The organism is Kamptonema formosum PCC 10802 (assembly GCF_000332335.1).
Classification (GTDB): Bacteria; Cyanobacteriota; Cyanobacteriia; order Cyanobacteriales; family Oscillatoriaceae; genus Oscillatoria.
The window spans coordinates 5,015,550-5,041,751 of record NZ_KB235948.1 but is presented as its reverse complement, the minus strand read 5'-3'; the positions used below and the strand labels follow the sequence as shown (position 1 = coordinate 5,041,751).

28 protein-coding genes are annotated in these 26,202 nt (G+C 55.7%); 14 read left to right on the top strand and 14 right to left on the bottom strand.

Going from position 1 to position 26,202, the window contains the following annotated elements:
• Positions 1-63: 63 nt before the first annotated feature.
• On the bottom strand, positions 64-255 hold the full coding sequence (locus tag OSC10802_RS50625) for a hypothetical protein (RefSeq protein WP_155968199.1): 192 nt from the start codon (positions 253-255) through the stop codon (positions 64-66).
• Here OSC10802_RS50625 and OSC10802_RS0122110 point away from each other — a divergent pair.
• Complete coding sequence (locus OSC10802_RS0122110; RefSeq protein WP_017718951.1) at positions 243-1,610, top strand: serine/threonine-protein kinase; 1,368 nt, start codon at positions 243-245, stop codon at positions 1,608-1,610. The genes OSC10802_RS50625 and OSC10802_RS0122110 overlap by 13 nt on opposite strands.
• 343 nt (positions 1,611-1,953) lie before the next feature.
• Entirely contained in the window at positions 1,954-2,628 is a 675-nt protein-coding gene (locus OSC10802_RS0122105) for a phycobiliprotein lyase (RefSeq protein ID WP_369797094.1), read from the top strand.
• A 456-nt stretch (positions 2,629-3,084) separates the two neighbouring features.
• Here OSC10802_RS0122105 and OSC10802_RS44660 read toward each other — a convergent pair whose 3' ends face one another.
• The 5 genes from OSC10802_RS44660 to OSC10802_RS0122085 all read right to left on the bottom strand — a co-directional run bounded on the left by OSC10802_RS44660 (position 3,085) and on the right by OSC10802_RS0122085 (position 9,048).
• A complete protein-coding gene (locus tag OSC10802_RS44660) occupies positions 3,085-4,077 on the bottom strand; it encodes a hypothetical protein (protein WP_017718949.1) in 993 nt (330 codons plus the stop codon).
• Between the two features lie 48 nt (positions 4,078-4,125).
• On the bottom strand, positions 4,126-4,317 hold the full coding sequence (locus tag OSC10802_RS0122095; RefSeq protein WP_017718948.1) for a hypothetical protein: 192 nt from the start codon (positions 4,315-4,317) through the stop codon (positions 4,126-4,128).
• Positions 4,310-6,847: a DUF3769 domain-containing protein gene (locus tag OSC10802_RS0122090; protein WP_017718947.1), complete on the bottom strand. Its 2,538-nt coding sequence runs from the start codon at positions 6,845-6,847 to the stop codon at positions 4,310-4,312. Before OSC10802_RS0122090 ends, OSC10802_RS0122095 begins: the two co-directional genes overlap by 8 nt.
• Positions 6,848-6,966: 119 nt before the next feature.
• Positions 6,967-7,086 carry a photosystem II reaction center protein I gene (locus OSC10802_RS46490; protein ID WP_071593335.1) on the bottom strand — a complete coding sequence of 40 codons (120 nt, stop codon included), beginning with the start codon at positions 7,084-7,086 and terminating at the stop codon, positions 6,967-6,969.
• A gap of 348 nt (positions 7,087-7,434) precedes the next feature.
• Complete coding sequence (locus OSC10802_RS0122085; protein ID WP_017718946.1) at positions 7,435-9,048, bottom strand: hypothetical protein; 1,614 nt, start codon at positions 9,046-9,048, stop codon at positions 7,435-7,437.
• A gap of 57 nt (positions 9,049-9,105) precedes the next feature.
• Between OSC10802_RS0122085 and OSC10802_RS0122080 the strand changes: the two genes are divergently transcribed.
• Positions 9,106-12,480 (top strand): alpha-mannosidase, encoded by a 3,375-nt coding sequence (locus OSC10802_RS0122080; RefSeq protein WP_017718945.1) that lies wholly within the window; start codon positions 9,106-9,108, stop codon positions 12,478-12,480.
• Positions 12,481-12,729: 249 nt separating this feature from the next.
• Here the strand turns inward: OSC10802_RS0122080 and OSC10802_RS0122075 are convergent, their stop codons facing one another.
• Positions 12,730-13,413 (bottom strand): hypothetical protein, encoded by a 684-nt coding sequence (locus OSC10802_RS0122075; protein ID WP_017718944.1) that lies wholly within the window; start codon positions 13,411-13,413, stop codon positions 12,730-12,732.
• A gap of 133 nt (positions 13,414-13,546) precedes the next feature.
• On the opposite strand from OSC10802_RS0122075, the gene OSC10802_RS50620 reads away from it, so the two are divergent.
• From OSC10802_RS50620 to OSC10802_RS0122060, 3 genes are all read left to right on the top strand, one after another.
• Positions 13,547-13,699 carry a hypothetical protein gene (locus OSC10802_RS50620; protein WP_017718943.1) on the top strand — a complete coding sequence of 51 codons (153 nt, stop codon included), beginning with the start codon at positions 13,547-13,549 and terminating at the stop codon, positions 13,697-13,699.
• A 131-nt stretch (positions 13,700-13,830) separates the two neighbouring features.
• Positions 13,831-14,280, top strand: coding sequence for a hypothetical protein (locus OSC10802_RS0122065; protein WP_017718942.1), 450 nt, complete (start codon positions 13,831-13,833; stop codon positions 14,278-14,280).
• 346 nt (positions 14,281-14,626) lie between these two features.
• Positions 14,627-15,370, top strand: a complete 744-nt coding sequence (locus tag OSC10802_RS0122060; RefSeq protein ID WP_017718941.1) for an SH3 domain-containing protein — start codon at positions 14,627-14,629, stop codon at positions 15,368-15,370.
• A 52-nt stretch (positions 15,371-15,422) separates the two neighbouring features.
• Here OSC10802_RS0122060 and OSC10802_RS50615 read toward each other — a convergent pair whose 3' ends face one another.
• Positions 15,423-15,608, bottom strand: a complete 186-nt coding sequence (locus OSC10802_RS50615) for a hypothetical protein (protein ID WP_155968197.1) — start codon at positions 15,606-15,608, stop codon at positions 15,423-15,425.
• Positions 15,589-15,720 carry a photosystem II reaction center protein PsbN gene (gene psbN, locus OSC10802_RS0122055; protein ID WP_017718940.1) on the bottom strand — a complete coding sequence of 44 codons (132 nt, stop codon included), beginning with the start codon at positions 15,718-15,720 and terminating at the stop codon, positions 15,589-15,591. The genes OSC10802_RS50615 and psbN overlap by 20 nt, the downstream gene beginning before the upstream one ends.
• 84 nt (positions 15,721-15,804) lie before the next feature.
• On the opposite strand from psbN, the gene psbH reads away from it, so the two are divergent.
• From psbH to OSC10802_RS0122035, 4 genes are all read left to right on the top strand, one after another.
• Positions 15,805-16,008 (top strand): photosystem II reaction center phosphoprotein PsbH, encoded by a 204-nt coding sequence (gene psbH / locus OSC10802_RS0122050; RefSeq protein ID WP_017718939.1) that lies wholly within the window; start codon positions 15,805-15,807, stop codon positions 16,006-16,008.
• Positions 16,009-16,117: 109 nt separating this feature from the next.
• Entirely contained in the window at positions 16,118-16,387 is a 270-nt protein-coding gene (locus tag OSC10802_RS0122045; protein ID WP_017718938.1) for a TatA/E family twin arginine-targeting protein translocase, read from the top strand.
• Positions 16,388-16,593: 206 nt separating this feature from the next.
• The gene (gene pth, locus OSC10802_RS0122040) at positions 16,594-17,232 is read left to right on the top strand and encodes an aminoacyl-tRNA hydrolase (RefSeq protein ID WP_017718937.1); all 639 of its coding nucleotides are present in this window, start codon (positions 16,594-16,596) and stop codon (positions 17,230-17,232) included.
• A gap of 130 nt (positions 17,233-17,362) precedes the next feature.
• The gene (locus OSC10802_RS0122035; RefSeq protein WP_017718936.1) at positions 17,363-17,626 is read left to right on the top strand and encodes a DUF3146 family protein; all 264 of its coding nucleotides are present in this window, start codon (positions 17,363-17,365) and stop codon (positions 17,624-17,626) included.
• A 139-nt stretch (positions 17,627-17,765) separates the two neighbouring features.
• Here the strand turns inward: OSC10802_RS0122035 and OSC10802_RS0122030 are convergent, their stop codons facing one another.
• The 3 genes from OSC10802_RS0122030 to ntcA all read right to left on the bottom strand — a co-directional run bounded on the left by OSC10802_RS0122030 (position 17,766) and on the right by ntcA (position 21,093).
• Positions 17,766-18,188 carry a pre-16S rRNA-processing nuclease YqgF gene (locus OSC10802_RS0122030; protein WP_017718935.1) on the bottom strand — a complete coding sequence of 141 codons (423 nt, stop codon included), beginning with the start codon at positions 18,186-18,188 and terminating at the stop codon, positions 17,766-17,768.
• A gap of 547 nt (positions 18,189-18,735) precedes the next feature.
• Positions 18,736-20,316: a DUF3084 family protein gene (locus OSC10802_RS0122025; protein ID WP_017718934.1), complete on the bottom strand. Its 1,581-nt coding sequence runs from the start codon at positions 20,314-20,316 to the stop codon at positions 18,736-18,738.
• A 111-nt stretch (positions 20,317-20,427) separates the two neighbouring features.
• Positions 20,428-21,093 (bottom strand): global nitrogen regulator NtcA, encoded by a 666-nt coding sequence (gene ntcA / locus OSC10802_RS0122020; protein WP_026098704.1) that lies wholly within the window; start codon positions 21,091-21,093, stop codon positions 20,428-20,430.
• A 343-nt stretch (positions 21,094-21,436) separates the two neighbouring features.
• Here ntcA and fabI point away from each other — a divergent pair, with 343 nt between their 5' ends.
• Genes fabI through OSC10802_RS0122005 form a run of 3 tightly spaced genes read left to right on the top strand, consistent with a single transcriptional unit; the run spans position 21,437 to position 23,125 of the window.
• Entirely contained in the window at positions 21,437-22,213 is a 777-nt protein-coding gene (gene fabI / locus OSC10802_RS0122015) for an enoyl-ACP reductase FabI (RefSeq protein WP_017718932.1), read from the top strand.
• A 44-nt stretch (positions 22,214-22,257) separates the two neighbouring features.
• On the top strand, positions 22,258-22,623 hold the full coding sequence (locus tag OSC10802_RS50610; protein ID WP_232731724.1) for a hypothetical protein: 366 nt from the start codon (positions 22,258-22,260) through the stop codon (positions 22,621-22,623).
• A 1-nt stretch (position 22,624) separates the two neighbouring features.
• Positions 22,625-23,125, top strand: a complete 501-nt coding sequence (locus OSC10802_RS0122005) for a hypothetical protein (protein WP_017718930.1) — start codon at positions 22,625-22,627, stop codon at positions 23,123-23,125.
• A 297-nt stretch (positions 23,126-23,422) separates the two neighbouring features.
• On the opposite strand, the gene OSC10802_RS0122000 is transcribed toward OSC10802_RS0122005, so the two are convergent.
• Both OSC10802_RS0122000 and OSC10802_RS0121995 read right to left on the bottom strand, forming a co-directional pair.
• Entirely contained in the window at positions 23,423-23,869 is a 447-nt protein-coding gene (locus tag OSC10802_RS0122000) for a hypothetical protein (protein ID WP_017718929.1), read from the bottom strand.
• 44 nt (positions 23,870-23,913) lie between these two features.
• Positions 23,914-24,360, bottom strand: coding sequence for a retroviral-like aspartic protease family protein (locus OSC10802_RS0121995; RefSeq protein ID WP_026098703.1), 447 nt, complete (start codon positions 24,358-24,360; stop codon positions 23,914-23,916).
• Positions 24,361-24,533: 173 nt separating this feature from the next.
• Here OSC10802_RS0121995 and OSC10802_RS0121990 point away from each other — a divergent pair, with 173 nt between their 5' ends.
• Positions 24,534-26,054 carry a thioredoxin-like domain-containing protein gene (locus tag OSC10802_RS0121990; RefSeq protein ID WP_017718927.1) on the top strand — a complete coding sequence of 507 codons (1,521 nt, stop codon included), beginning with the start codon at positions 24,534-24,536 and terminating at the stop codon, positions 26,052-26,054.
• Positions 26,055-26,202 lie beyond the last annotated feature (148 nt).

The following is a 26,202-nucleotide window of genomic DNA, read 5'->3' as shown; positions in this document are numbered from 1 at the left end:
TGCAGCCAACCCGTAAGGCAGGCGTCTCGCCTGCCCTCAATGTCCCAACCAATTTGACTGCTGCTATACGAACCAGCCGGCACTCTTTCCCGACAAGCCGGCACTCGCCCCCACATAGCATATAACTGGTACTTTGTCAACAACTAGGTAAGAGATTTTTGTCAGGCACACCGGCACCGGCACCCTTCCCGGCACCGTGAGCTGTGCGACAATAAATGCCAGCGTTTGGGAGTCTGTGAGGAATGGTTTGGGCATCAGGGCAGGAGTTGTACGGGAATCGGTATATTATAGACCGGCAGCTGGGGTATGGTGGCATTGGGATAACCTATCTAGCAAAAAATAGAAATGGGCAGCGAGTTGTCATCAAGACACTAAAAGATGAAATTTTGAGCCACCCGCAGTTTGCCTGGTTCCGGGACAAATTTCGGGAGGAAGCGCTGCTGCTATCTTTGTGCCGGCACCCCAATATCGTACAGATTGAAAATGCCTTCTTTGAGGGGCAGCTGCCTTGCATCTCAATGGAATATGTAGAAGGGGAAGACTTGGCGAAGCGCGTGGGAAATCTGGGCCTCATGTCGGAGAGCGAAGCACTGCGCTACATTCGGCAGATAGGGGAAGCGCTGCAAGTGGTTCACGAAAAGGGATTGCTGCACCGGGATATCAAGCCGGCAAACATTATGGTGCGTGCCGGTAAATCGGAAGCGGTTCTAATTGATTTTGGCTTGGCGCGGGGGTTTATTCCAGATGTCACCCAGCCGAATACTAGAGGTTACTCAGGCGGGTTTTCCCCTCCGGAGCAGTATGTAGAGTCAGCCAGACTGGGAGAATACACGGATGTCTACGCGCTAGCGGCAACGCTGTACTATCTGCTGACTAAAACCGTGCCAACTTCTGCCCCGGAAAGAGCGCTGAATGCTCGCTTCAAAGCCCCCAAAGAGATTAATTACAGCATCAGTGCCGGGGTGAATGAGGCCATTATGAAGGGGATGGCGCTAGAAGCCAAATATCGCCCGCAGTCGGTGCGGGATTGGTTGAGGTTACTCCCTGCTACTCCTGTCGGATCTAGTAATATTGCGCCCACAGTCCCAAATCCTCCCAGCGTACAGCGGATGCCGGCAGTTGCAAGCCCTCCCCCGGTAGAGCTAGTTTCAGCCGCCGGCGCAGATTACAGCAAATTGCGGGATTTGCTGGCGGCGGGGAAGTGGAAAGAGGCGGATGAGGAGACAAGGATTGTGATGCTGAAGGCTGCCGGTAGGGAAAAAGAAGGCTGGCTGGAAATCAAAGACATCGAAACTTTTCCCTGCCCAGACCTGCGCATTCTTGATGAACTTTGGGTACAATACAGCAATGGGCGTTTCGGGTTTAGCGTACAGAAGCGCATCTATCAGAGTCTGGGGGTAGCCAGAGAATACGATAGAAAAATATGGCACGCTTTCGGGAAGCGCGTAGGATGGAGAGTGAAAGATAAATGGCTAGATTACAATCAACTTACCTTTAATGTCAGTGCGCCTGTCGGCCATCTCTCCGTCTGTGGGTTGGCTGTTGGCGGTTTTGGTGTGTGGAGTTGGTGTGCTGCTCTCTTCTCTCGCGTCGAGACCTGTAAACTGTAACATATAAATACACCAGCTTCTCGCAGTACAGGCGTCTCACCTGTCACACACCGGCACCCGCCCGCACAGCACCGCTTTCAAGGCATAACCCTTATAAAATAACATCCCAGAAACCGTAGAGTGCGTTCCATTTTTCGCACTTTCTCTACTCCCACGATCGAGAAATCGGAACGCACCCTACATTCTTATCTTGGCGAACAGGCGCGTCTTGGCGGTTTATAAAAAAATAATTCTCACAACTCCAGAACGAACCGCTATATCCGCTCCGGTCAATCCCTGACAATAAACTTTACCACCCACCGGCACCCCCCCGTTCGTAGTTGGGCTAATGCCCAAGCAGCGCATGAAGAGGGCTAAAGCCCAACTACGAACCACCGGCACCCCACCACTGGGCCAGCCGGCAGGCGTCCCCTTTCGCGTAAGATACTCTAAAGAAACACCGACGCCCAACCGCCCATACATGGACATCATCGAGTTCTTCGAGCAGAGTGCTGGCAAATGGTTTTCCCAGCGCACCAGCCACTACATGGCACCCCCCCAACTAGAAACCGGCACCACGGATCTCTGGACTGACATCCTCGCCCCCAGCGATCCGGAAGTCATCAAACTCTGCCGGCAGTACCGGATTGAACCATCTCTAGCACTATCAGGCGCTCGTGTCAAGTGGAACGGCACAGTGGGAGCCAAACAGCTCAAACAAGTCGGTTCCACCGTTCTGGTCCCCATTCCCAGCCCCGACAGCCCCAACACCGGCAAACTGCTGCAGCAAACCCTCACCCTCAACGCTCCGGTTGCCGGTCGGTATATCATGGGCAGTGACGATTGCCTGACACTGATTATAGAAACACCAGACCTGTATTCCGAAGAGCGCCTGTGGTTCGAGAGCCCCAACTTCCGGCTGCGCACCAGCACCGTCAAGCGCCCCTCGGGCGTTAGCGTCGCCTCCTTCTGCTCCGAGATTCGCATGGGCGGCGCACAGCCTCCCGCCAAAACCGCAGCTAGCGCCCAGCAGGCATAACTCTCGCACAGACCGGATTTATCCGGTCTAAATCTCTCACTTCCCCTCTAACATCCGGCAGCACAGTCATCGCACAGCCGTTTCCAAAAAGCCGGTGCGGCGACTGGCGAAAATTAAGCTTTTGCGCACTTAATTTGCACTAGCTATAAACTATAGAGTATTCAGAAAGACCTTTGCTAAAAGCACAGGTAAGCGATGCACAATTTGTATAATAAGCAAATTAAAAGCGTAAAAGCTTGCCGGGGACTGTCCCGTGGCCAATTCCCCACGCCGAGAATTTAGGGGTTAAGGGTTAGGGGTTAGATTTTAAGCTTTTAGGCTTTTAATCTTCCTATCTGCCCAAAGGAGGCAGTCGCTTCGGAACTGCGCACACGGCCACCGATGAAAATTCTGCCCTCTTACGAGGCCCGCCGATTGGGCTAAAGCCCAACTACAAACATGCCCCCATGCCCAAGATCACTCCTCCACCGGCACCTCTGTCTCAACATCCAATTCTGTGACAGCAGTTGTGCCGGCCCTGTCAGCGGCAGAATCCTCAGGCTGCTGGGCAACCGCCTTCAGCTTGGCGTGGAACTCAGAAGATTCCACCGCCGGCATAAACCGGACAATGGGATTTTTGATTGCCTCCCACCGGGACCAATCCGCCTGGTACTTAACCTGAGGAACTTTCTTGGGTTTCCACTGTGAGGGCGCTTCGTTTGTTTTTGCCGCCGGCACCGGTTCGAGGGCAGCCGGCTCGCTCACCTCAGCAGCCAGCCGAAGCAAATCCGCCAAAGTCTTCCCCATTATCCTGGGTATGGGCGCACTCGTGCTGGCAAAATCTGGTTCGGGAGGTTGCGGCGGCGGGGGGGGCGGTGCTGCCGGTGGGGGGCTGCCGGTGGGGATCGCCGGCAGAGAATCCGCAGCGGCGGCACTCTCTACAGATGCCATAACCGCTGCCCTCACCTCCTCAAGCCAGTCACTGTCTTCGCTAGGGGTCAGAGCGGGCGGTTCTGGGGTGGCGTCACTCTGGGGTGCCGGTGTCGCCGAGCCCAACTCCTCCCCTTCCTGAGCAAGAGCTTTCGGCTGTTCGCGCCGGGGTAAAGGCGCTTCGCCCCCCCGGGGAGACGCAACCGCTGCGGAGACTGGGGAGCCTGCTGGCCAGCTCAGGCGCTTAGCGACGAAGCGGTCGGGAAATTTCCGGCAAACTAACCGCTCAAAATCGCCGTTGAAATGGTATAATGTGTCGCCGCGCCGCTGCCAGCAGGCTAAAATTTGCGCCACAGAAACCGCCTTGTAACGCCCTTGATAGAGCGCCTCAATCACGGCCAAACGCACCCAGCTAGCGTCATAATCCCTGAGCCACCGGTCAATCAATTGCTCAGCAGTGTAGCCACCCAGCTCAAAACTATAGTGAGTCAGTAGCGCAGCGGCGCTGGCAACCGCAGTGTCCTTGGCCGTTTCGGTCATCGCTGTAGCGGTTTGAGATTTGACAGAAGAGATTCCAGAGTTTAGATTTTAGGCAGCAAAATCCTCAGCAGCATCTCGGTTGTGCAAAGAAGCCCAAATGAATGCGACAATGATTTCAGCAGGGGGTAGCAGGAGAAGATTTTTGGCCAGCACCAATCCCGGCAACGGGATTGAAACAAACAAACAAACAAACAAACAAACAAATCCTCCATCCAAAATAAACTCCCATGCCTCAATCATAATCGCGACGGACGCCTCCCTCTACCGAGTGCACCTCACTGTCCCCATAAAACGGTCTAGCCCCGCCCGTCCAGTTAAAGTCGCTAATCCGCAGCGTCAGGGAGCCAATCTCCTTAACGGGGTTATAGCGCAGGACGATGCCGTAGGTGCGCCGGCTGTACTCCACAAGATAGTCAGTATTGATGTCCTCACCCGTATCCAGATTGATAGCGGTTTGAAACCCAACCCGAAACGGGCCGTAAACTTGCTGGCTGATGCCAGCGCCGAGCACCTTGGTATCGACGATGCGGTCGAACAAAAAGGGAGACGCACCGTCCTGCAACACCTGGCTGTAAACCAGATTGAAAGCGGTGTAGTCCAGCCAAGGGCGCGAGAAATGGCCAAATTGCCCGAGCAGCCCAACCGAGCCAATCAGGGCGGATTGGCTGTCGCCGCTGCTGTAGGCGCTGGTGACGCCAACCAGTCCCACCACGGCCTGCAAATAGGGCACCACCGGCACCGGCGTGTATTTCAACCCTTCGCTGGCGCTCAGGGGCAGCGCCGTCCCTCTCCACAGCTGAATCCCCCGGCTGAGAGTGGCGCTGGCTTGAAAGCGGCTCAAATCGACGCGATTGTTTTCCCGCACCGGCTCGAGCAAATCCAGCCGGTCGGTGTCAGCATTAATATACTGAGCCCCCAGCTGGTAGTTGAGATTGATGCCGCTGTCGCCCAAAGGAATCCTCGGCGAGGTGAGGACAGCCCCCAGCGTACTCTGAACCGTTTGATACCCCAGCGAGCCATTGAACAGGCGATCGCGGTAAGAATATTCCCCAGTCAAACCGTAAGTCCCCAGCTGCTGGCGCAGCCGCAGGCTCCCCCGCCAATCCGTATCTATCTTCCCCAAGTCAAACGTCCTGAGCACCGCCGATCCCTCAAGCGCAGTGCGCGGTCCGAAACTGGCATTCAGCCGGCCTTTCATCCCGAACAGCGACTCCGGACTGTCGCTTCCGCCTTCAAACGCCCTCTGAATATAAAACTGGGGTGTCAGCTTCAGGCGAAACTGCGGCTGGAAAATCGGGTAGAAACTGCGCTCAGCGTACACCCCGCCCCGTTCCGGGCGGTCGTAACCGAAACTGACGGCAGCCGGGTCGCGCTCGCTGCGGTCGATCACCGTCCGGTCTTTCAAAATCGGCAGCGACAGGCCCTGATCGAACACCGCGCGGGGGCGAGTGGCCACAATTTCATCTTGCTCGGGCGACAGGCGAGTCCAGCGAGCTCTGTCCGCCCGCATCTCTAGCTCTGGCGGTGAAAAGGGGTCATTGGTAAAGCGGATGTTGGTAGCCACCCCTCCTTCTGGGGTGAAGTCCACCCGGTCGGCTTGATAGCGCAGACGCCTGACCGCACCGGCTTGCTGGAAACCGCCATTGCGCCCCGATCCCACACCGACGGTGACGCCGCCCGGATTGGTAATGTTTTCCTGCGGCTGGTTGGCCAGGATGCGATCGCTCAGAGGGCGCTCTTGTGACGTTAGGGCAGTCACGCCGAGCGGTAAATTTGGGGAGAAATCCTGTCCGGATGTGGCGGTGTACAGCTCGCCGCTGGCTTGCCGCACGGTGCCGGTTTCCTGGAAAAAGTTGTACTCAAATCGCTCCCCGCGCAGCGCCTGGTCCCCGCGCCGCAAGGCCACATTCCCTTCCGCAACAGCGGTGCGAGTCTGCAAATTAATCTGCAATCTGTCCGCATCGAGCACCGACTGCCGGAACCGCATCACCACATTCCCCTCTGCAGTGATAATTTGCTGCCGCTCGTCGTACTCCTGCCGGTCGGCTGTTAATTCTACTACATCCTCTGGCATCATTGGCGGCAGCTGCACCGGCACCCCTGTGGCGGGTGCGGGCTGCTGTCGCGGCGCATTTTCTTGCCTTTCTCCCTGTGCCGGCTCACCCCCCTGGTCCCCCCGATCGCGGGGGGGAGATACGGGCGCGTCTTTTTTTGCTGGGGGGGGAGCGGAGAAACTTTTACTGAAAACTTGGCGTTCTGGAGCAACCTGCAGCGGATTCTGCGGCGGGCTGGCGAGGTGCCCCAGTAAATCTAACCCACCTGGCTCCCTGCTGCTGGCTGGCGGGACGCCCCTCCTGCCCGGGACTTGATTTTCCGCCTCACCGCCGACCGAAAATAGCGACTGTAGCGATAGGGGCGCAAGCTCCCCTGCCGCTGCTGTGGCGGGCGCGGGAAATAGCTCGGGAGTCCTGCCGGCGCTTGGGTTGCTTTCCGCAGTTGCTGGCTGCTGGAAAAACTGCCATCCGACATCTGGCGGCGGCTGCAGCAGAGACGCTCGCGAGTTTCTCTGCAGTGCCGGCAGGGAACTCGATTGCAAGCGTTCCGGCTCTGGCAAGGCAGGCCGGCCCGGCGTGGGAGGAGTCGCCGGTGCGGGAGTTTCTGTCGCTGCTAGCAGGAGGTTAGCGTGCAAGACTCCGGAGTGGGGCACTTGCGAGGGCGCTAATAAATCTACTAGCGGTGACGGTTCAGGCGGCGGAACCGGATACAGCATAGATCAGCTTTTAGGGGTCAATTTCCTATGGTCGCACCAACCCGCGCTCACAGGCACCCGCCGCCGGCAGCCGAAACCCTGCAGCACTCCTCCCGCCTCAGGCGCAAGTATTGAGCCGGTTATTCCGACAAATCCCGACGCCCGGGGTTGCGGGATGGGTCGTTGGACAAAAAGCCAAACACGAATAAACCAACGAAAAAGCTAACTACGATGTAAACAACGACTTTCAGGGTAAACATACTGGCATCTCCGACAGATTTAAAAGAGCTGAGGGTATTTGCGATTGAGCTGAGACAGCCTCTTTATAATATCTAAATCTTTGACCGCAAAAGTCGAGCCCTTTGAGAAAAACTTTTTTTAGGGGATAGGGGAGAGGGGTGAGGCGTTAGGGGTGAGGCGTTGGGGTGAGGGGTCAGGGGTGAGCGGTTAGAAACCCGCTCTCATATTTTCTTTTAATTCGCACTATTCTACCCTCTTATCGATCCCCTTAACTAACTGCCTATTTGGCTTTTGATTATCCGCCCACTTCAATAACTAGGCAGATTAAAAGCGTCAGGACTTGCCGGCAAACCCCTAACACCCAATCCCTAACCCCTGACCCCGAGCAGCAGGCGCACCCACTGCCAAATCTTAACAGCCGCCTCTTCGAGCGACAGCATGGTCCGATCGAGCCACTCCAGCAACACCTCTAGGGGATGCTTGATGTACTCCTTCCAGGTGACTTCGGCTTCTATCCAGTCGGGAGTGTGTTTGACACCGGCTGGCTGGCGTGCCGGCAGCTTTTCAGTCTCCGCTAGGGCCGATGGCACCGGCCCACCGGCATCCTTGGCGGAGTCTGGCAAAAATTTCTGCACCGACTGCCAGTAGCGCCCGACTGGGCTGCCGGCGGATCGCCCCGCCGGCACGCCTTCCGGCGAGTGCGGCACAGCTGCTGCCGGGGGTTGCTCTCCGAAGATATCGCTGGCGGTGAGCCACAGGTCCGCTTCGGTGTCGGAAGCTGGACTCAGTGGAGACGCCGGCGCGTCCGCCGGTCGCCCGCTCAATGGCTCGCCCCGCTCTCCAAAAAAGTGGTTGATGGCTGAGCGAATCAGCGCTTGCATGCTGTTCTCCGAAGCCGTCTCTCCGAGTTCCGGCGGTTTTGAGGCTGCCGGTGAGTCGGAAACCAGAGCGATGAAGGGCTTTTGCGCTCGCTGCAGCAGTTCCGAGCTCCCCTCGGCTACCGCAGTGGTTATGGCGGACACGCCTGGCAGGCCAATGGCTGCTATCACCGTTACCGTGCGCTCCACGATGGCCAGCGCCCCTGCCGGGATCAGATTCTGGATTTTGACCGGGGGCTCCCACTTCTTGGCCAGTCGCGGCAGGGGGTGCACTATTTCGCCGCCCATATACGATTTGGGGGACTGGGGGCTGGGGAGGGGAGCCTGGATTGGGGGATTTGGGGATTGAGAATCCTGAGCCGCTGTTTGTTGGGCGTCTGGCTGGCCCGGCTGCCAAAGGAGGCTCGACTGCCCCAAACGGCTGAGCGCAACTGCTATGGGGTTGGTCTGTATCCAAGCGATGGCACTGGCAAACAGGCCCGCCGGCGCGACGGGATTGGCTTGCGGAGCGGCTGGCGCAGCGAGCGGGGTGGCGAGCCGGCGAATCTGCCAGTAGCTGTCCATTTCCTGGCTGATTTGCTGCTCCAGGAAAAGCTGTTGCTGCGGCGTTAGGATGTTTGCAATTTGGTTTTGACCGGCGACCAGTACCAGGGTTTGTGTCGCTAGCAGGGTGGCGAATCCCCGGATGGCAGCACTGTTCGCGCCCCCAACTTTTGCCGGTTGCGCCAGTGCCGGTGCCGCTCCTGTCGCCATCGGGCTGTCTGCCGCCGGAAACTCGTTGACAAATTCCTCTGGCAGTGATAAACTTCGTGCTGCTTCCAGCACTCGCATCAGGGGAGTGTCAGCTGCGATCGCCTGTTGGGACTGAACCCGAGACTCCGACTGGCGTTGCGGTGACGGCGACTCACCGGGTAGCAGGTTTTTGCTGGCAAGTCGGGCGGCTTCAAACAGTGCGTAAAACGGATATAGGAATATTTGCGCACTCCAAGTTGTGGCGACTTTGACGTGCCGCAAGGCGCGGGCGCACTCGTCAGCAAACCGGCGGGTTTGCTGGTTTATCAGGTTAAATACTCTGCTTTGATAGCGACCAGAAGAACCGGACATACTCTTTTAGACGCGACAGGCTGCCATTTCTATTTTCTTCTATAAGGGGCGTAAATTGTGAGTGAGTGTGAAATTTCTGAACCGATTGACCGGTTGCGCCGGCTGGCTCGGCTTAATGTCCAAGATGGCTGGGGGTATTGCTTGGCAGATTTGCCGGTGGCGGAGGTGTTCGCCACCTCTGCCCAACACTCGCCTGCTGCCGGGCTTAATGCTAAAGGTTACATCACCTGGCCGGCTGGCCGTCAAGTCCTCTGGCTTTTTCAGCGCCTGACTGTTCCCCACGACCTCAACGGCTACCCTTTACATGGATTAATCATGCGGCTGTGGTTGAGCTGGTGGGCTGAAGACGCCCGCGTTTTCGTTAATGGCGAGCAAGTCCTGACCGGAGATTTGTTTGATTCCTCATCGAGAATCCTGCTGGCGTCGCCGGCGATCCCGGGCGCAGAGTTTGCGGTGGCTTTGCGGCTGGTGAGCCCCGGGCACGATGCCGGCGCTTTGGTGCGCTCCCTCTGCCTGTATGAGGCTGCGGATCTCAACAGTCTCGATCCCGGTTTTGTCGCTGATGAATTAGAGGTGTTGCAAGAGTTGGGGCTGACAAATGCGCAATATCCCCCTACCGATATTATATCTCCTGCATCTCAGACTGTCAAGGGGGAAACGATAAAATCTCAAATCGATTTGATTGACTGGGAAGCGCTGCCAAACCGGCAGCAGTTTGACGCTTCTCTGTCTCGGGTGCGGCAAAAGATTCTGGAGGTTTTGGACCGGCAGGTGAGCGCAGGTGAGCGCGGATCTGCGGGAGAGGGAAGTACCGGCATTTATCAGCGCGCGTCTGCGGGCGACAGTTACAACAGTTACAAAATTTGGCTGTTGGGGCACGCTCATTTGGATTTGGCGTGGCTGTGGCCGGTGAGTGAGACTTGGGAGGCGGCGCAGCGAACGTTTGAATCCGTTTTGGGGTTGCAGGAAGGGTTTCCCGATTTGATTTTTTGTCACTCGACACCGGCACTCTACGCTTGGGTTGAAGAAAACCGCCCTGATTTGTTTGCGGCGATTCAGGATCGGGCTGCCGCCGGCAAGTGGGAAGTGGTGGGCGGAATGTGGGTGGAGCCGGATTTAATTCTGGCTGACGGTGAGTCGATTGTGCGCCAAGTTCTCTACGGGCAGTTATACGCGCGAGAAAAATTCGGGCAGGTGATGCCGGTGGTTTGGGTGCCGGACAGTTTTGGGTTCTGCTGGCAGCTGCCTCAAATTCTCAAGCAGGGCGGGGTGGAATATTTTGTCACGCAAAAGTTGCGCTGGAATGATACGACGAAGTTTCCCTATGGGGCGTTTTGGTGGGAAGCGCCGGATGGCAGTCAGATATTCAGTCTGATGTCGGCTTTGATTGGGGAAAGTATTGAGCCGGTGAAAATGGCGAAGTATTCCTGCGAGTGGGAGGGGCAAACGGGTTTGAAAGATGCGCTCTGGTTGCCGGGAGTAGGCGATCACGGCGGCGGACCGACTCGCGATATGTTGGAAGTCGCCAAGCGGTGGGAGCAGTCTCCGTTTTTCCCGCGTTTGGAGTTTACGACGGCTGTGGATTATTTGCGTCGCGTACAGGCAAGTTTGTCTGGAAAAGTGCCGGCGGAGGGAACCCCACCCCCTAACCCCTTCCCCGCTAGCGGGGAGGGGGAAAAGAGTCGGGTTGCTGGAAGTGCAAAGGGGGAAAAGGGGGAAAATGGGGCGATTCCAGTTTGGCGGGATGAGCTTTATTTGGAATTCCACCGGGGGTGCTACACGACTCACGCGGAACAAAAGCGGTGGAACCGGCAGTGTGAGGGGTTGCTGTACCGGGCGGAACTGTTTGCCTCGCTGGCCAATATCAGTGCCGGTGCGCCTTACCCAAAAGCTGAATTAGAAGATGCCTGGAAGAAGGTGCTGTTTAATCAATTTCACGATATCCTTCCCGGTTCTTCGATTCCCCAAGTCTATGTCGAGGCGAATCAAGCTTGGGTGGACGTGGAACGGGTTGGCTCGCAAATCTTGCAGGGGGCGCTGAGCGCTATCGCCGAGCAAATTTCTCTGCCCCATCCGCCGCAACCGGGCGCAATTCCTGCGATTGTCTTTAATGCTCTCAACTGGAGGCGTTCGGAGGTGGTTGCTGTTTCTTTGCCGGCACCGGCAGCTTCCTGGGAAGTTTGCGATTTGCAAGGAGAGCCGCTCCCCTCCCAGCTTTCTGACAGCGAGACGCTGCTGTTTCTCGCTGCAGATATCCCGCCTGTTGGCTACTGCGTTTTCTGGCTAATCCCTACAGGGGCGGATGATAGGGACAGGCTTCCCCCCTGTGCTGTGCCGGATGCCGGTACGGAGGAAGAGTGGGTTTTAGAGAATGAGTTTCTCCGGGTAACTGTTGAGGGGGAAACTGGCAATCTTCGCAGTGTTTTTGATAAGGTTAATCGCAGGGAAGTCCTGCAAGCCGGTGGAAATCAGCTGCAAGCTTTCACAGACAGGGGGCAGTATTGGGATGCGTGGAATATTGACCCGAATTACGAACAGCACCGGCTGCCGGCTGCTCAGCTGAAATCGGTGAAATGGGTGGAGCGAGGCGCTGTGCGTTCGCGCCTGCGCGTTGCGCTGCAGTTGGGCGAGTCGGAGTTTCGCCAGGATTATATTTTGGATGTGGGGCTGCCGGTGCTGAAAGTGGCCACGACTGCAGACTGGAAGGAGCGTCACGTTTTGTTGAAAGCTGCTTTTCCGCTGAACTTAGAAGCGGATTTCGCGACTTATGAAATGGCTTGCGGTGCGATTCGGCGAACGACTCAACCCCAGACGCAGAGTGAGAGGGCAAAATGGGAGGTGCCGGCGCTGCGCTGGGCGGATTTGAGCGAAGATCCCAGCCCAATTTCGGGGATGTCTTATGGGGTGAGTTTGCTGAATGATTGCAAATACGGTTACGACGCTAAGCCAAATCAGTTGCGCCTGACGCTGTTACGAAGTCCGAGCTGGCCAGATCCAGAAGCAGATCGGGGGTGTCACGAATTTACTTATGCCGTGTATCCCCACACCGGCACCTGGCAATCTGCTGGCACAGTTCGCCGGGGTTATGAGTTAAATCAGCCGCTGCAGGTGATGGTTCTATCTGAGGGTTCTCGCCCGAAAGGCGGAATCGAGCTGCCGGCGCTTGGCTGCTTCCTGGATTTGTCGGCTGAGAATTTAATCTTGATGGCGTTTAAGCAGTCGGAGGAGAGTCCCAATCGCTGGGTTCTCCGGTGTTATGAGTGCCACGGGGAGGAAGGGTTGCTGAGGTTGGAGAGCGATTTGGGGCTGGAAATTGAGGAGCCGGTGGATTTGTTGGAGCAGCCGGCTTTCGCGCCGGAACCGGACTGGCAATATTTCCGAATTTCGCCTTGGAAGATTGCCAGTTTCGCGGTGGCTGCCGGTGTTGAGTAAGACCAATTTTGGATTTTAGATTTTGGATTTTGGATTGAAAAAACGGCAGGAAAGCCTTTATTACTCGTTCCCAGCCGGAGCCTGGAAACACCCGCTTGGGGGCTCTGCCGCCTTCTCTCCAACCACTTATAGCGGTTCTCAGTTGGATGGACTACTCCCCAGAAACCCGGTTTCTTAAAGAAACCGGGTTTCTCAGTATCTCACTAATATGAGAGAGGCTATATCTTTGCCAAAGCGCGACGCTATCCCTCAACCACTCCAAGCTAGGCAGTAGCAGTCAATATCAGCTTGAGATAAAACCCAGTCGCATGTTTCCTCGACAATCTCAAGCCCCTGCAAATACCAGTCCCAACTGTCGTCTTTGTAAATGACATAGTTGCACTTTCCTTTGAAAACGTCAGATACGCCGGGAATGACGCCAACCACTTTCAAGGGATCGTTCAGGAAGAAATGCCCCTCGCATGAGGTGAAATTTCCCAAAGGGGAATCGGAATGTTTCTCCATAATTTCTTGGAATTTATGGAGAGCCAGCGCTTCACTGCCGATCCCGCTCTTCTGCCGGTCGCCGAATAGGTCGCGATCTACCGTCAGGACGCTGTAGCCTCCTTTGGCTATATAATTTTTTAAGTCGCGGATCGCCTTCTGCGCGATTGACTTGGCGAGTTTCCAGTCTGGCTGGAAGTGGTAGGCTCCCTCTAGCGGCGGGTTGAAAATAGAGTGCAAGTCGATGCCGATGGTGTTGCGCAGTTTGTGGTTAATCCCGCTGCTGTTGTAGCTGGAGCGGAAGTACCCAACTTTGAAAAGATGGTCGGGATACTTGGCAGATGGAAACTCGATATAGCTAAACTGTTCAGAATCCCCTGGCTCGTCATTTGCATAACGTTCCCAGGCTTTTGGCTGTTCCCACTGTTTGATAAAAACATCTAGTCCCATGCTACCTCTCTTGCGGGTTTGCTGTAAAGGCATCACTTGCGCAGCTCGCTATTAACGCCTACCTCCTAGCGGCGCGTGCGTTTGAAAGGCGCAAGCTGTCAACTCGTTAACGTTTTAACATAAAATTCCCTAAATGCCAAAACCGGCTCTCTCAAGGAAACTGGGTTTCTCAGAAGTGCGCTCTCTCCCCCCGCCGGTGGGTTGCAGCCACCGGAAAAGCGCCAACTCTGGCAGGGTTCAAACTGCCAGATTGCCGGTGCCCCAGCCGGTGCCGGCGCAAATCTAAAGACTTAGTTAAGTTAACACCTTTGTGGCTCAATTGCTGTAAAATTGGATACGTTTGAAAGAGAAGTAGGTGCGTTCCCCTTGGGAACGCACCCTACAGAATGCTTTAAATTATATAACAGGGAGTTTTTTGTGAGAGTTAAAACGCAAATTTTAGCAAAAACTATCTGGAGTGTGCCGGTAGCTGCCGCACTGGCAATGAGCAGTTTGCTGGTGCCGGCGCGAGGGGAGGCGCAAGCCGCAAGCGAATTTAAAATCCACTGCATGAGCCGGCTGATGTACGCTGGCGATCGCCGCCGGTCGGAGATAGCCGAAATGGCAGCCAATGCCGCCTGTCAAAATGCTGCAACTGCAGAGCAAAGTGTGGCGATAAGCGACTGCGTGAAAGAAACAATGTACAATTCTAGCAATCGCCTGCGGAATGGGATGACTGCCGGCGCTGCCGCACAGGTTTGCCAGCGAGCGACAACCCAAACGCTCAGCCAGCAAATCAGTAAATGTATGAAAGAGGCTATGTACGACGAGCGCAGTCGCTTGCGCCAGGGGATGACGGCAGGGGAAGCCGTCAGGCAGTGCGGTTGAGCTGTACGGTGAGCGTCAAGAAACCGGGTTTCCTAAAGAAACCCGGTTTCTGGCCCCGCTGTTAATTCTGTTCAGCTACTGACCATTTTATTACTCCCCCTCTCCCCAAAGTGCGGGCGGTGAGGGGGTGAGGGGATAGAGGTTAACATGCTATAAAACAAAAAAAAGCATGCAAGTGAGTGCGCGATCTCTGCGCGCCGCACCCGGCAAGTCGGGTTCCAACCCGAACCAAAATGGTCTTTTGCCACAAGTGAGACGCTCTCACCCCCTTGCAAGTTCCCCAAACCTCGCAGACAGGGCTTGACGGTTCTATAATACAGTCAGGGAAATTCTAAGTTATACAGCCATGAAACTTGAAAACTTGCTAAAATTAACCCTCACCGGCACGCTGCTAGGCAGCTTGATGCTTTCTGCAAGCTTGCCGGTTAAAGCCGACCCTATGGATCCGAATGGACTTAATAATATCCCAGAGACAGGATGGAGTTCTTGGCAGCGCTGGGACAAGATGAATGCTTCAGATTTGCGGTTTGGTCTGTCGCCAAAGGACACCACTGCCCTGATGTCTCTGGAGAATCTGTGCTTTGGACAAGTCGAAACGCCCTATACAGAGAGGAAAAAGGCAGAAAATTACTGGTACAGAATTAACGCTCAGCTGATTAATACCAGTGCGGGAGAGATCCAAATCGGCTGCTGGGAGAATGGCCGGTTCAGATCGACTGTAACCGTCACCGCCCGTCGCATGTCTCGCACCGCTGAAACGCCGCCGGTCGCTGCAGCGCCTCAGACAGAGCCGGTGTCTTCTCCGACCTATACAACCTCTCCCACTTCGGAAGTGGCTCGCGCACAGGATCGCTGTCGCCGAGTCCAGACCCCTGTGAAAGAAGGTCTGGCAATTCGCTCTCAACCGACGGCTAACGCGCCCTGGATGGGAGGTGTGGCGAATGGAGACACGCTCAGCGTCAGCACTAATCCGGCAACCATTGTCACGGTGGACGGTCGCAACTGGGTGGAAATCGAATCTCCTGTAAGGGGGTGGGTGACGAACGGAAAAATCGGTGACAGAGGCAACCTTATCTTGTGCAAGTCCTAGTGCTGTGCCCAGTTTCCCACTCCTCTCACGGCGAGCGCCGAGGGTTCTAATATCAGATTAAATGAATTCTGTCAAGCGTCAAAAAATAAGCCGGTGCGTTTAGCCACCGGCTTGCGTTTCGGGCGAATTGTCGGAGCAATAATGGCCGAGCCGCGCCACCGGCAGCAGAAGGCCACTGCTCGTCGGGCCCGGAAGAGGCCGGCAGTGCCGGTGCCATCTCAGTCCTCGTGGTCGTCAAAGGGATCGGCCAGCTCCTTGGAAGGTGGCCCAAACGAGGTGTAGATGGAGAAGCCGGTGATGGCGACCAGGACGGCCCCAATCGAAATGATAAGAACTGCTGAGGATTCCATTTTGAAATTAAATTTATGAGTGCTGTTCCTTATACAATATTACAAAACATTAAAAAATCTGTCGTAACTGATCGCAGGTGACTTATGGCACAACGGACTTGGCTGGGAGAGGTTCTCAGACCCCTGAACTCGGAATACGGTAAAGTCGCCCCCGGTTGGGGCACCACCATCCTCATGGGGGTGTTTATGGGCCTGTTTCTCGTCTTCTTGCTGATTATTCTGCAAATCTACAACTCCTCGCTGCTGCTTGACTCGTTCCAGGTGGATTGGAGAGCCCTAGGCAACTAGCCTCCGCCGCTCCCCACCCCAAGCTGGCACCATCGCCCAGCAGTCCCGGCTAGACCGGGATTTTTTGTCAGTTCTATACTAGAGCCAGAAGTCGCAGCGAGGTTGTCGCGTGAACATTTTTGGGATAGGCTTGCCGGAGATGGCCGTGATCCTGGGCGTGGCCCTACTGATCTTTGGCCCCAAGAAATTGCCAGAAATCGGTCGCAGTCTGGGAAAGGCAATTCGGGGCTTCCAGGAAGCTTCCAGGGACTTTGAGAACGAGCTCAAGCGAGAAGTGGAGCAGCTGGAAGCGGTGAAGACCGCTCCCCCCGCTAAACCGGAGAAAATGGCTACCCCTGTCCCCGACGAGACTGCCGCCGGCCAGTCTCAGCAGACCTAGGGGGGAGTTCCGCCCAGCACGCCCGGATTTTAGCTCCGGCATTTTCTAGCACTAGCCACATGGGGAACGGACATCAGTGCCCTAGGGATAAAAGGCGTAGGACAGGCGTCTCGCCTGTCCTACTGTCCTAACCTAAGTGAATACTGCTATCCCATAAATCTAGCGTCTAAAATCTCTCGCCCCGCTTTTGTGAGATCGGAAATTCAATGACACAAGCTACGGCACCACCGGCTCTGGTGATTCCCCAGCTGATTGTAGGGCTGGGGAATCCAGAGCCAAAATACGACCAAACGCGGCACAATATCGGCTTTGCCGCCGCTGACGCCTTGGCGCGTTCCTGGAACATTTCCCTAGCGGAACACCGCAAATTTCAGGGCCAGTTCGGAGAGGGCGTGGGGCCAAAAGGTGATAAAATCCGCCTGCTCAAACCGCTGACCTATATGAACCTCTCCGGACAAGCCATTCGAGCGGTGACGGACTGGTACAAACTCCCGCCAGAATCCGTGCTGGTGATTTATGACGATATGGACTTGCCCTTGGGGCGGCTGCGGTTGCGCCTGTCTGGATCTGCCGGCGGTCACAATGGCATGAAGTCAACCATCGCCCACCTCGGCACCGAAAACTTTCCCCGCCTGCGCATCGGTATCGGCAAACCCAAGGATCGAGGCAGCGATTCCGCCACGGTTTCCTATGTTCTGGGAAAATTCTCGTCCGCTGAAACCCAGCTGGTGTCAGAAGTCCTGCAGCTCGTCGCTGATGCCGTCTCCCTCAGCCTCAAGCAGGGGGTTGAGAAAGCTATGAATTTGTACAACAGCCGTACAGTAGCAGCGGCTGCAGGAGAGTAAATCCGGATAATTAATTCATGATTTCCGGCAAAGCTCGGCGGGTTTCTGCTGTTCCCAATTCAGAAACCTGAGAAACCCGGTTTCTTTAAGAAACCGGGTTTCTCAAACAAACTATAAAGACGGAAGTTGTATGAGTCCTAACCGTCTGCCCAGAACCACAGCACATGTGCGAGTCACTCAACAGTCTTGGCACCAGGGCACCCTTGCCGGTGAAGTCAGTGCCGGCCAATTTGTGTGGCAGTTCCAGTGGTGTTTCAAGCGCGGCGAGCTGGCCATAGAGCCTTCCCGAGGGCGAGCCTTAATACAGGAGCCTCTGGGGCGCTTCTTGGAGAAATGTGACTACCAGCTGGAGCCTGGGGGAGACTATTCTTTCACAATTCGGGCTGACCTGTAATGGCGCATGGGGCATAGCGCATGGCGCATGGCGCATGGGGGATGGGGCATGGGGAAGATTTTCAGCAATGCCCAATGCCCAGTGCCCAGTGCCCAGTGCCCAGTGGCCAATGCCCCATGCCCCATGCTCTGACCGGCACTCAACCCAACCCACTCTGAGCCAAGTAGCGCTCAATCAAGATAATGGCCACAATATCATCCACCGGGCGGGGAGGGACTCGCATGCCTTTGGGGATCACGCGCGCCAGGCCGGTGGGGGGGTGCATTTGCCAGTAGCGCTCCCTGGCCTCCAAACTGCTGTAGCGCTCATCCACCAGCACAACCCGCACCGTTTCGGGCAAATTGCCGGTGAGTTGCTCAAACCAGGCTTTTGCCGAGGTTTGATCTCCCATCACCACCAGCTCGACGGCAAACTGCCGGCACAGGGACTGGATCGTTTCTAGCGCCCTAGCCGCCGGCACAACTTGGTGGCAGACCGGCATCAGGTCCGACGCCACCACAGCCACACCGCACTTCTCGCGTCCGGGATCGAAGCCCAAAATTGCACTCTTTGAATTGGTCATAATTTCTTGTAGGGACAGGAGTTGATCGCGTCGGGGCCGGTGGGGGGATCTCCCCGTGTCGTGCATTTAATTTGCCCTATCACAGGAGCCACTTAGGTTAGGGTAGGCGAGACGCCTGCCCTACGTCGGAACCTCCTAAGATAGCGGTTCCTTTCCGACGCGGGTGTCCTAACCTAAGTGAATACTGCTAGATCGCAGGAGCCACTTAGGTTAGGGCAGGCGAAACCCCTGACCTACGTCGGAACCTCCTAGGATAGGGGTTCCTTTCCGACGCTCGTGTCCTAACCTAAGTGAATACTTATAGAACGCAGGAGCCACTTAGGTTAGGACGTGGGACAGGCGTTCCCTCCGATCCCAGGTGTAATAAGCTGTGTGATAAGCAGATTAAAAGCCCAAGGGCTTATTAAATGAGTGATTAACCCAAAAAGCTTTATCTTTTTGGAATAAACCTGATGGATGGCAGACGGCAGAGAGCATATAGCAACATGATATCCGGTTGATTAGTCAATAAAAGGCTGCCGGCGTGACGGCAGGGTGAGAGGAGAGGTCAAGCGCAAGCTTGGCCGGTGGCGGAGTTAGGAGAGCAGGTGCGAAAAATCACCTCACCATTGACAGTAGCCACCAGTTCAATTTTGAGAGGGCCTGCTGTGTGGGTGACACCTGCAGCAACCGCCCTAACATCAACCGGCTGGTTTTGCTGCTGGAGTTGCTGGAGAAAGCGAATCAGGGTTTCGATGCGACCGTCTCCGACCTGGATAGTCTCAGCCAGAACGCCGGCTTTGCGGGAGCGAAACATAGAAGCGCCGATCAGCACCTCGATGCGCTCGCGCAGCTGGCTAGCCGTCATCGTTGCGGGATCGATGGAAGTCGCCGCCACCACATCGCCAGCCAAAAACACAACTTGATTGGGAGCCGCATCGGCAAAGACTTGCACCCGCTTTTCCCCGAGCAGGTAGTTAGCAGCCGAGAGAATGCGCACCACATAGTCCTGACCGTCATCAATGCGATCTATCAATTCCTCAACTTCAGCCCGGGTCATTTGAATCACCGGCTCGCCGAACGTGTCCCGACCGGGCTGAGTCAGCTTGCCAGTAACTTGGTTAGCTTCGTGCAGCAGTTGCTGCACCGCTTGCGGGGCGGCGCTGGGCTTAACGACGCGCACCACACCAGAGGCGAGGACTTGGTTGCGGCGGATCGCAATCGTGCCCTCCTTGAGGACTTGCAAATCGCGCTCCAGCAATTTCACTTCTCGCTCTCGGACATTCTTTTGAGTTTCCAGTTCCTTGAGCTGAGTTTCCTGCTGGGCGATGACTTGAGTTTGCGCGGTGACCTGCAGCTCCTGCTCGGCGAGCAGCTGCTTTTGCTCAGCCACCTGCTGCCCCTGCTCGGCGAGCAGCTGCTTTTGCTCAGCCACCTGCTGCCCCTGCTCGGCGAGCAGCTGCTTCTGCTGAGCCACCTGCAGCTCCTGCTCGGCGATCTGCCGGTCTTGCTGAGCGATTTCGCGGTCCCGCTTAGCGATCTCAAGCTGGCGCTCAGCCAGACGCAGGTCGCGAAGGGCGATCTGAGCTTTAACCCGCTCCTGTTCGTCGAGCAGCGCTTGGCGTTCCGCCTGCAGCTGCTCAATTTCCTTTCGCAGAGCCTCCTTCTGAGGGACCGTCTCGCTGAGCTGGCGCTGAGTTTCCTGCAGCTGCTTCTGAGTGCGGGCTCGTTGGGCCAATGCTTCCGAGAGCTTGGCATTAGCACCCTGCAAAGACCGGTTAATTTCATCCAAGCGCTGCTGGGCAGGGGCTTGCTCGGCGCGCACCCGATCGAGCTCAGCCTGCACCTGACTTTTCTCCGCTTGAGCTTGCGCCAGCTCCCGGCGGGCGGATCTGAGTTTTTTCTGAGTCTGGTCGTATTCAAACACACCCTTGCGCAGGGGCTCGCTCGTGGCAAACAAAATTCCCAGCGTCATCGCGGAAATCGTGACGCCGGTCAGAGCAGTGACTAGAGTTGCCGTTTTTTTGGGGCGCAGATTGAAAAGGCTGAGCCGCGCCTTGCCAACTTTTGTGCCAATCCGGTCGCCCGCCGTGGCGATAGCGCCCCCCAAGACTAAAATGGACAAAATCAGGATGTATCCGATGGTCATCTACCTGTCGGAAGAGGAACGCCCTCTACCGCCACACGCCAACCCAGATACAGCTTAACGCCTCAGGGCACCAAAAGCTAAGGGCTCACCGGCGGGAAGTGGCCTAGCCGGTCAGGTAAATTGCTGGCTTAACGTCACCGGATTGTGGACGGTGATCTTTTTCTTGTGGATGGAGATCATTTTTTGATCCCGCAGATCCCCGAGCAGCCGGGTGACGGTGACTCGCGTTGAGCCAATAGCTTCTGCGATAGCTTGATGGGAAAGTTTCAGGTCTATAGTAATCCCTTGGGCGCTCGGAACCCCAAAATCGCGGCAGAGAATCAGCAGAAAACTCACCAGCCGCGATCCCATATCCCGGTGGGCCAGGGTTTCAATCATCATCTCGGTTTGCAAGATCCGCGAAGACAGCCCCCGCAGCATCACCATTGACAGGTCGGCATCTTCCTTGAGCGCCTTTTCCACCTGCTCAATCGGCACCGAGAGCAATTCCACCGGCGTAAAGGCAACCGCATGGTAAAACCGGTCAGAGCGGTGCCCGGTAATCAGGGACAGCACCCCAAACACGCTGTTCTCCCGCAGCAGCGCCACGGTAATTTCCTCGCCCGCCTCATAAACCCTGGAAAGCTTCACCGCGCCTTTGAGTAGAAAATAGACCCGTTCTGCCGGATCTCCGGGGAAAAAGATAGTCTTGCCCCGTTCGTAAACTTCCACCACCGGCGGGAACGCAGCACCCCCCATCTGACGGAACACAGTTGCGAGCGGTCTATCTTGCGTCATGACCCTATCCATTGCCTTCACCCGTGTCCTCGAAAGTTTGCCAGATACGACGAATTCCCCTAATGTGAGGATTCTTTGACTTTACAACAGATAAACAGACTCCCTGGTGTTTTTTTGTACAATTCGATACATAATTTTTGAGGTGCCACAAACAACAGGAAGATTAAGGGAAAGCAGACTGCCAGCTGTGCGGTGCCGGTTTGAGAGCACCGGCTGCTGGTCTAAGCTTGACACATATCCTAGCGACAAGCCGAGATATTCGCCCGGTCATTCCGCCAAAAAATGGCCATTTTGGCTATTTGAGCTGGAAGTGGCATCCCTGTTACTCATAAAATCGAAGTCTATGCTAGATTTAACCGGAAAAAACGCCCTCGTCACCGGCATTGCCAACAATCGCTCCATAGCGTGGGGCATCGCCCAACAGCTGCACAAAGCAGGAGCCAATCTCGGCATCAGCTATTTGCCAGACGAGAAGGGGCGCATGGAGAGAAAAGTTGCCGAACTCGTAGAGCCCCTCAACCCCAGCCTGTTTGTCCCCTGCAATGTCCAAGATGACGCCCAAATTCAGTCTACCTTTGAGACGGTGCGCGACAAGTGGGGCAAGCTCGATATCCTGATCCACTGCCTCGCCTATGCCGGTAAGGAAGCGCTTTCAGGTGATTTTAGCAAGACTTCGCGGCCAGATTTCCTCCAGGCTTTGGATATCAGCGCCTACTCCCTAGTCCAGCTGAGCGCTGCTGCCAAACCCCTGATGGCGGAAGGCGGGAGTATTGTCACCCTCACCTACCTCGGCGGCGTGCGAGTCGTTCCTAACTACAATGTTATGGGAATTGCCAAGGCGGCGCTAGAAATGAATGTCCGCTACCTGGCGGCTGAACTTGGCCCGCAAAAGATTCGCGTCAATGCCATCTCTGCTGGGCCCATCCGCACCCTGGCCTCCTCGGCGGTGGGCGGCATCCTCGACATGATCCACCACGTTGAGGAAGTGGCTCCGCTGAAGCGCACCGTGACCCAGCTGGAAGTGGGCAACGCGGCGGCGTTCCTGTGCAGCGATCTGGCGAGCGGGATTACCGGCCAAGTGCTGTATGTGGACTCCGGCTATTCCATTATGGGAATGTAGCCGGTGATGTCACAGCCCGCCCGCGCGGGCTTGACAAAAATTTGATGGTGTGTTATAATTCGCGTCCGGGATGTGGGGCGGGGTGTGCCGGTGCGGCGGTGATGTCAGGAAAGATTCAACAGTTTTTAGCGGTTTCGCTGGTGGGGCTGATCGGAGTCAGCGCCGCCGCCTGTGCGAGAAAGCCGCCGGTTGCGCCGGCAGGCACGCGCCGGGATGCCGGTGCTGCCGGTGTTCCGCCCAGCGCCGCACCGCAGCCTAGCAAGGGGAAGAGTGAGAGCCGGCAGATTGAGCTTCCGCATAGCAGGGGTGAGACGTGGTATGTGTGTCAGGGCGTTTCAATCCCGTTTCCGGGATTCATCTGGCCAAACCTCCTCGCCTCCTGCCCCCTGTTGAAATCATTGTCGCATTGATATGGGCTTGTTTGCACAACCGGGATGCTCCCGTCAGGGCTACCAGGGAAAAATTAGCCACCAAACCCGTTTTGCTTTGGATTTAACGGTCGCGAAAGACTTTGGGGTGGCGGCGTGCCACGCAGCGGACGGAAATGTTAACAAATCTGCCCGCCGGCAGGTGGTTGCGCCGGTTGCGGAAACAGCAATGTATGCCGGTGAGGATTTTATTTGCCTGCAAATTTATCAGCGCCGCAGCCTCTTAATTGGCCACATCGATCGCAGTGTGGCGAATGGGGCGAAAGTCGGGAAAGACAGCGTGGTGGGTAGAGTGTCGCCGGCGGCGAAGGTTAATGGCGGATACGCCCACATCCATATCGAGGCTTTTAAAACTCCCAAGTGCGCTTTAGGAACGTCAGTTCCTATGACTGCGGCGAATGGATTTCAATTGAGCGGAATTGGGGATTTGCCAGATTTACCTGGGGGCAACGATTATTACAAAAGGGCTTTGACAAGACGGTAGGTGTTAGGGAATAGCTCACTTTCTGCTCTTTGTGTGGAGAGTTGGAAAGCTGGATAAGTATTATAGCAACAGACAGTCAGTTTAGGACACGCTCGATCGGAGGGAACGCCTGTCCTACAAGGTATAGACGTAGGGCAGGCGTCTCGCCTGTCCTCAAGGTCTAATAATTCATCGGTCCCGACAGAGCCGGTAATGGCATTTAAGTTCTTAGGCTTTTAACCTGCTTTTTTCGTTGAAAGGAGGCAGAGCCTCCAGATTGCGTTTCCAGGCAGATGCTGGGAACGAGAGAAACACTGACTAAATTCTAAAAACCGGCCCGTTAGGATGTGCGGGATTGGGGATGACGCGCTGGTTTTCCTCATCCACAACCAAATCTAACAGCTCCAATACCACCTGACCAATCACAACTTCATCTCCCGCAACGATAGTATCGACAGAAGTCTCACGACCCAGCAATTCAATTTTCACCGATTCAGTGTGACTCACCACTTTTTCACTCCCATCAGCGAATTTTAAAACCTCCTGCCACTGAACCCTTAAATCAAGAAGCCGCATCACCTCCACCGGCATAAAAGTACGCACCTTCCGCCTATCCACAAGTGCGTCAATCTCACATGTATGAACCTGGCTGGGGTCAAGCTGTCCTTGCTCAACGAAATATTCATCGAGCGGATTCGTTAGCTTTACCTTCACTTTAACTGCACCCTGACTCGGATTTACCACCGCTTGATTAGCACTGCTCATCTTTTTGACCTCTCCTGTCTTCCAACTGTTAGCCCACTCCTATTTTAAATCGGTTCTTCGGGAGTGGGTGCATTCAAAACTAGACGATTGCGCTTGCAATCTACAAGCAAATCCAATGCCTCTAATACAGTCTGACCAATCAGCACTTCATTTCCAGGCACCACGAGTGCCGGTTGAATAATCTGAAGACTGGACACCTCAATGAGCAAATCCTCAGTCAAACCAAGCACTTCCTGCCGGCCATCAGCATAGGTTGCTAGCTGCTGCCCCTGAATCCTTATCCCAAGCGCCCGCACCACATCCACAGGCAGTACCAGACGCGCCGCACCAGTATCCACAAGTGCCTCTATCTCACACACCCGCACCAGACTGGGATTGAGCAGCCCCCGACCGGCCAACCTCTCATCGATTTCATTCGTTAGCTTTACCGGCACTCGAACCGTCCCCATACTCTGACTTCCCGCCTTACTGTACCTCCTCACACTTATCATTATACCTCTTTCTCCCCTCACTCCTTAAGCTTAATTTTAAAAAGCCTCACAGCCGTGAGGGCAACAGCGAAACCACCTCTACCCTCTTCCTAGGCGCTCCTTCACGGCGGCGGTTCCAAATTTCCATAAACTTCGCTAAAATAAAAAACTATAAACCCTCCCAATCTCCCCCCATGCGCCAACCCCGAGTCAGAGCGCCCGAATTTCCCAAAAACAAAACTTGGCTCAACACAGATCGCCCCCTCTCCCTAGCAGAATTAAAAGGGCGAATCGTCCTTCTTGACTTTTGGACATACTGCTGCATCAACTGCACCCACATCCTCCCAGACCTGAAATACCTCGAACAAAAATATAAAGACAGCCTCACCGTTATCGGCGTACACTCCGCCAAATTCGACAGCGAGAAAGAAACCGAAAACATCCGCCAAGCCATCCTGCGCTACGACATCGAGCATCCGGTTGTGGTTGACAGCAACTTGGCAATTTGGCGGCACTACGCGGTCAGAGCGTGGCCAACTCTGACAGTGATTGACCCGCAAGGATATGTTATTGCCAGCGTCTCAGGCGAAGGCCATCGAGAGGCGATCGGCGAACTGATTGAGCAGCTCATTTGCCAGCACAAACAGCAAGGCACCATCAATTTTCAGGAAGTCAGCCTGATTCTGGAAAAACACCGGCAGCCCTTAATCACACCCCTGGCTTTTCCCGGAAAAGTGCTAGCGGATGAAACGGGAAATCGCCTGTTTATCGCGGATTCGGGACACCACCGGCTCGTCGTCACCACCCTTGACGCTGAGGTTTCGCACGTCATTGGCACCGGCATTCCGGGCTTAGCGGACGGTTCCTTCGAGTCAGCCCAATTTTCCGCACCGCAAGGCATGGCGCTGGATGCGGAAAATCAAATTCTCTATGTCGCAGATACCGGCAATCACGCCTTGCGGCGGATTGAGTTAAAGGCGCAAAGAGTGGGAACGATCGCCGGCACCGGCACCCAAAGTCACCACATTCGCCCCCACGGCGGGCGCGGGTTGGAAACGCCGCTCAATTCCCCTTGGGATTTGCAACTGGTGGGGGACCGGCTGTATGTGGCAATGGCGGGATCTCACCAAATCTGGGAAATGCAGCTGGCAACCGGCACTGTGCAAACCTACGCCGGCACCGGCGCGGAAGGGTGCGCCGACGGTTCAGTTACGGAAGCTGCCTTTGCCCAACCGAGCGGCATCACCGCCGGCGGGTTGGAACTGTTTGTCGCCGACAGCGAAATTAGCTCAATTCGCGGTGTCAGTTTGGGCGCAAACCCCGCAGTGCGAACCGTCTGTGGGAGTGGGGAATTATTCGGTTTTGGGGACAGGGATGGCACCGGCTGGGAGGTTCGGCTGCAGCACTGTTTGGGGGTAGAATATGCCGGCGGTTTTCTCTGGGTTGCGGACAGTTACAACCACAAAATCAAAAAGGTTGACACGCGCACGGGAGAGTGCTATTCTGTCTTAGGAGATGGGACAGCCGGATTGCGAGATGGATGGGGTGCCGGCGCTCGGTTTTCCGAGCCTGCCGGGTTGAGCGCTGCCGGTGCTTACCTCTACATTGCAGATACGAATAACCACGCGATCCGTCGCGCCGAAATCGACACGATGACCGTCACGGCACTGCAATTTCCAGGGCTGTGTGCGCCTGATGTTTGCGTTCCTCTGTAGAGTGGCTGTCAAGTTGATGCAATACAGACGGTTAGGAAAAGGGATGCCGGCCCAAAACGGGTGTGGAGAGGCGATATCGGCGTTCGTACAAATCTCTTGCAGAACGCGAGTGGCTCGTCTGGGAGTCCCGGATGAGCCCCACTTCAGC